This window comes from Micromonospora sp. CPCC 206060, from assembly GCF_036906895.1.
Taxonomy (GTDB): Bacteria; Actinomycetota; Actinomycetes; order Mycobacteriales; family Micromonosporaceae; genus Micromonospora.
Map to the genome: position 1 here is coordinate 1 of NZ_JBAKHU010000177.1, position 2,905 is coordinate 2,905.

General features: G+C 71.6%; 4 protein-coding genes and 1 pseudogene. All 5 read right to left on the reverse strand.

What is annotated here, in order from left to right; translation table 11 throughout:
- Positions 1–600: pseudogene (locus V6U90_RS32950) on the reverse strand (cell division protein FtsK); the annotation flags it as partial.
- Positions 601–688: 88 nt separating this feature from the next.
- Complete coding sequence (locus V6U90_RS32955; protein WP_334445014.1) at positions 689–886, reverse strand: hypothetical protein; 198 nt, start codon at positions 884–886, stop codon at positions 689–691.
- A gap of 25 nt (positions 887–911) precedes the next feature.
- The gene (locus V6U90_RS32960; protein ID WP_334445016.1) at positions 912–2,177 is read right to left on the reverse strand and encodes a hypothetical protein; all 1,266 of its coding nucleotides are present in this window, start codon (positions 2,175–2,177) and stop codon (positions 912–914) included.
- Positions 2,174–2,557: a hypothetical protein gene (locus tag V6U90_RS32965; RefSeq protein WP_334445018.1), complete on the reverse strand. Its 384-nt coding sequence runs from the start codon at positions 2,555–2,557 to the stop codon at positions 2,174–2,176. Before V6U90_RS32965 ends, V6U90_RS32960 begins: the two co-directional genes overlap by 4 nt.
- Positions 2,554–2,793: a hypothetical protein gene (locus tag V6U90_RS32970; protein WP_334445020.1), complete on the reverse strand. Its 240-nt coding sequence runs from the start codon at positions 2,791–2,793 to the stop codon at positions 2,554–2,556. The genes V6U90_RS32965 and V6U90_RS32970 overlap by 4 nt, the downstream gene beginning before the upstream one ends.
- Between the last annotated feature and the right edge of the window lie 112 nt (positions 2,794–2,905).

The window sequence follows — 2,905 nt, forward strand, 5'->3', positions numbered from 1 at the left end:
GGTCAACGCCCACCACGGGGCGACCGCCCACACGATCGGCCCACCGACCGCGATGGTCAGCGCCTCGACGGTGAGGACGATTCCCCGCCATGTGCGGGTTGCCTTCACCTCCCGGTGCAGCTTGTGCCACATCGCCGCGTCCCCGGCGTCGGCGGCGGCCTGCCGCAACCCGGTCTGCTCGGCCACCCACCACCACCGCACCTGCCGCCCGGTCAGCCGGAACAACCCGGCCGTGGCCCAGAACCCGGCCTGCACCGCGTACCAAGGAGCGCGCACCGTGTGGAACCCGACCCGGTAGGCGGCCAACTCGGCGGCCTGCCGCAGACTGTGTTTGATGTTGCGCCACCCCGACCAGCCCGGCGGGATGATCGGCCGTCGACCGGACGACGCGACCGGCGGCGGGTCGACCAGCATTCCGCCGGGCTGCGGCGCCTGATCCAACGTCACATCAACGTGCGTGTCACCAGCCGGACGAGGTCGGGGCATCGCACGGCGGGCGCGGGCGTCGTCCAGGTCGACCACCTCCGCACCACCGGTGGCGTCGGTCAGGTCCGCTTCGGCGGCGTGCCAGTCGAAGCGGTCATCGTTCGGGGGGTTCATGATGGTGTTTCCTCCATCGGTTCTCGGATGGTTGGGGGCCGGCGGCGCGGCGCAGGTTGGTTGCCAGGGGCCGCGCCGCCGGGTGGGGTCAGAAGGTGATGTGGATGGGGCCGGTCACGGTGTCGGCCTGGATGCCGACGCGGGCGTTGCCGGTGCAGGTGTTGCCTGCGTGGCTGGGCTTGTCCTCGGCGGTGGTCGTGTCCTTCGGGCTGCTGCTGGCCGGCTTGACCTCGCCGACCTGGATGGCGACGCGGTCGTTGCCGGATGCGCGGTTGGTGCGGGCCATGGCGGTTCTCCTCAACGGGTTGTGGTCAGGCGGCGGCGTTCAGGGGTGCGGGTTGTCCCGGTCGCCAGGTGCGGACGATGTCGGCGACCCGGTAGGCGCGGGCCTTGTCGCCCCGGCCGTTCATGACCTGCTGGTAGATCTGCCAGCCGGACGGGGCCGTTCCCAGGGCACGGGATTCGATCGCCATGAGCACCCGGTGGAGCAGGTCCCGATCGGTCTCCGACAAGCCTCCGACGGCCTCCGGAGACGTCTCCGGTGCGTTCGGAGGTGTCGGGAGTTTCCGCAGGTTGACTACCTCCGGAGGCGCCTCCGAATCGGCGGCGGAGACGGGTCCGGTGGTGGGCATGGGTAGGTCCAGGTCGGCCAGCCGTGGCGCGTCGTGCCAGGGTCGGGCGGCGGCCACATACCCGAGGAGCAGGCCGATGAGGTAGGCGACTCCGGCCGCGCCGACCGGGCCGATCGAGTGCGCGATCAGCCCTCCGGCGGCGGACCATCCTTGCCCGTGCCAGCCGCCGGCCATGTTCAGCGCGATCGACGTCAGCAGCGCCGTCCACTCCACGCGGGTGGCCCGCTGGTCGGTGCTCCCGCCGGACGATTCCAGTACGGCCCGGCTGATGATGATCAGCGCCACCACGGCCAGCAGCGCGGGTTCCACACCCCACGCGGCCCACCAGCCGGCCGACCCATCGTTCAGACCGAGTAGCCGGGCTACTCCGGCTTGCACCCCGGCGGTTGACCAGGCGCCGAACGCGAGCAGCGCGGGAATGCCGATAGCGAGGGTCGCGGCCCGAACCCGGGCGACCCGTAGGGTGCGCATCTCCACCGACCGGTCGATGTCCGCCCGGATCCTGGCCCGCGCACCCCGGCCGGCGGCGCGCCGGTAGTAGCGGGTCAGCTTCGCCGATTCCCGGGTTTCCTCGGCCCGTTCCCGGCGGGAGCGCTGCTGGTCGGCTTCCAGGTCTTCGACCTCGGCCAACGCGATCCGGTGCTCTACCTCCTGACGGCGGCGGGCCAGCGCGTCGTCCCGCTTCGCGTCGACCAGGTCCCGGCCGGCTGCCAGTTTCGCCCGGATCTCGTCGGCCGTCACCGGCCCGAGCTGCTGCCCGGCGGTTGGGGTCGACTCCGCCGGGACCGGGTCCACCTTGGCCGGCTGGTCGACCGGGACGGCCGGCGGGATCGGGTCGGCCACCACCGGGGTCGGTGCGTCCGGGCTGGTCGGGACGCTGTCGGCGGGGATGAACAGCCGACCGAACCGGGCGTAGGGCGTGCCGTTGATCGCGGGAGCGGTCACCGGGCCACCGCCTCAACCTGCTCGGCGTCGGCCGGGGCCGGCACGGTGATGTACGACTTCACCGCGACCTGGTGACCGGTGTCCGGGTGAAGGTGGGCGATTGCCTCGTACGGCTGGAACCAGCCGGTCGACCGGTGCGAGTGCGCCCCCGACTCCATCGGGCAGAGGACCATCGCCGGGGCGGGCAGGTTCAGCCAGCTGGCCCACAGCTCCACGGCGGCCGGGTCGTCGTCGCGGACGAACATCTCCAGCCGGCCGTGGCTGAGTCCGTCGCCGATGTTGATGCCCACGGGCACGGGCATCCCGGCGCCGATGCCGGCGGCAACCAGGGCGAACACCTGCTCGCGGGTCGCGGTCTGCTGGTCAGTGGTCGTGATCATCGGCTGGCCTCCCACATGGCGGTGATGAGCACCCGCCCGGGAACGCCAACGCCGTTGCGGTCGCAGTCAGCGCGAACGGTGTTGGCAGTGACCGCGTGGGAGACAGCAACCTCCAAGGGAGTGCCGTCGAGGGGCAGCGAATCACTGGTAACGACCGCGCTGCCGATCCAGAGCACGTCACCAGCGGGGTTCACGATCAGGTACCGGACGGCGTACTTCTTCTTCACGGTGTTCACTGGCAAGTGTCCTTCCGGTCAGTCGGTGAGGATGTCGGCGAGCAGGGCCCGGTGGGCGGCGAACACCTCACCGCCGTAGTGGTCGGCCAGGTCGCGCACCAGGTCGGCATAG